This window comes from Actinokineospora sp., from assembly GCF_050699995.1.
GTDB lineage: Bacteria > Actinomycetota > Actinomycetes > Mycobacteriales > Pseudonocardiaceae > Actinokineospora.
In genome coordinates this window covers 1-1,676 of the sequence record NZ_JBOHGC010000663.1, presented here as the reverse complement: position 1 = coordinate 1,676, position 1,676 = coordinate 1, and the positions used below count along the sequence as shown (strand labels likewise).

Here is a 1,676-nt window from a genome sequence, read left to right as displayed (position 1 = left end):
CAACACCGGACCGGCGACACGGGTGCATACCGTCGTCGACGCACTCCTCACACGTGAGCTGGTCGATCTATTCCCGTCTGACTGGCAGGCCGCGATGAACGACGGCGACGTGCTGTTCAACAAATTCACGCCGCCGCTCGAACCCTGTCCGGTTCCGCTCCCGTACTACGCGGAGCTGCCGAGCGGGTTCACCGACTTCGACCACGACCAACCGCTGGACGGTCCCCTCCAGCCCGTGCGGTTCGCCGCAGCTGACGCCAAGTTGACGCTCATGGCTGCTGGCCGGGTATTCGCCCTCGCGCAGGCAGGGCCTGACGAGTACCGCTTCGCCGGGTGGAGCGAGCAGCGCACTCTCCGCTTCGCCGCTGACGGTGTGCTGTTGCGTGTGCGCCGCGCCAATGCGGGGCAGGAGCGCCACTGCAGGTCACTACCCCGGGTCGGGTAGCCGACTCGCCAGCACTGACCGTGACATTCGCCCACCGCATATGAGGAAACCACCATGCTGCTGCACAGCCACGACGACTTCACCACTCTGCGCGAGATCATCGTCGGTTCCGCCGAGAACTACCTCAGTCACGACCGCGACGTCACCTTCGAGCTGTTCCACCACGACAACCTGGCAGGGTTCCGCTCCGACTGGGCCTACCCGCGCCTCGTCGCCGCCGACGGTGACCGCGCCGCTCGGAGCTGGAACATCAAACGGCGTTACACCGAGGAACTCCACGCCGACGTCGAGGATCTGGCCGCGACGCTCGCCGCCCTCGGGATCACCGTGCACCGCCCGCTGGCACTTCCCCCCGACGCCGCCCCCATCGCGGGATTGGGTTGGCAGGCCGCGCCCACGCCTGCGCTGAACATCCGCGACAACACCCTCGTCCTGGGCGATGAGATCATCGAAACCCCGCCCGCGATCCGCTCCCGCTACTTGGAAACCCGTTTGTTGGCACCGATTTTCCAGCGGTACTACGAGGCTGGAGCACGGTGGACGACCATGCCGAGGCCGCTGCTCACCGACCTGTCGTTCGACCTGTCGTATGCCCGCGACGAGGCGACAACCCTGGGTGGGCCCACCGAGCCCATCGCCGATCCACAGCCCAGCCCGTACGACGTCGGATTCGAGATGATGCTCGACGGCGCCCAGGTCTTGCGCCTGGGCCGCGACCTGGTCGTCAACATCGCCCACGACAACCACCGGTTGGCGGTTGACTGGCTGGAGCGCCACCTCGGCGAGCGCTACCGGATCCACCGGGTACATCGGATGGCCGACAACCACATCGACAGCATGCTTCTGGCGCTGCGGCCCGGAGTCTTCCTCGCTCGCCACGACGGCATCCGCGACATGCTGCCGAAAGCGCTGCAGTCATGGAAGTTCATCGTCGCGCCAGAACCAGACCCGGGCGCATTCCCCGCATACGACGAAAGCGAGGATTTGGTCCTCACCAGCCCGTACATCGACCTGAACGTCCTGTCGGTCAGCCCGGACACGGTGCTGGTCAACCAGGACTGCACCGGCCTGCTCAAGACACTCGACGCCGAGGGCTTCACAACAGTCCCCGTGCGGCACCGGCACCGGCGGCTGTTCGGTGGCGGCTTCCACTGCTTCACCCTCGACACCCGCCGCGACGGCGCCTGTGAGGACTACCTGTCGTGACCCGTGTCCTGCTGCTGGAGGCGGC

Annotated in this window: 2 protein-coding genes; both read left to right on the top strand. The window is 66.7% G+C overall.

Going from position 1 to position 1,676, the window contains the following annotated elements:
• Positions 1-445, top strand: a 445-nt coding sequence (locus ACRDSQ_RS32600; RefSeq protein WP_431426496.1) for a hypothetical protein, incomplete at its 5' end; no start/stop codon positions are given.
• Between the two features lie 54 nt (positions 446-499).
• Positions 500-1,651, top strand: a complete 1,152-nt coding sequence (locus ACRDSQ_RS32595) for a glycine amidinotransferase (RefSeq protein WP_431426495.1) — start codon at positions 500-502, stop codon at positions 1,649-1,651.
• Positions 1,652-1,676: the final 25 nt, after the last annotated feature.

Bases quoted from the DNA above. Each gene is read 5' to 3' on its own strand.
- ACRDSQ_RS32595 (WP_431426495.1), top strand. From the start codon at position 500: ATGCTGCTGCACAGCCACGACGACTTCACCACTCTGCGCGAGATCATC.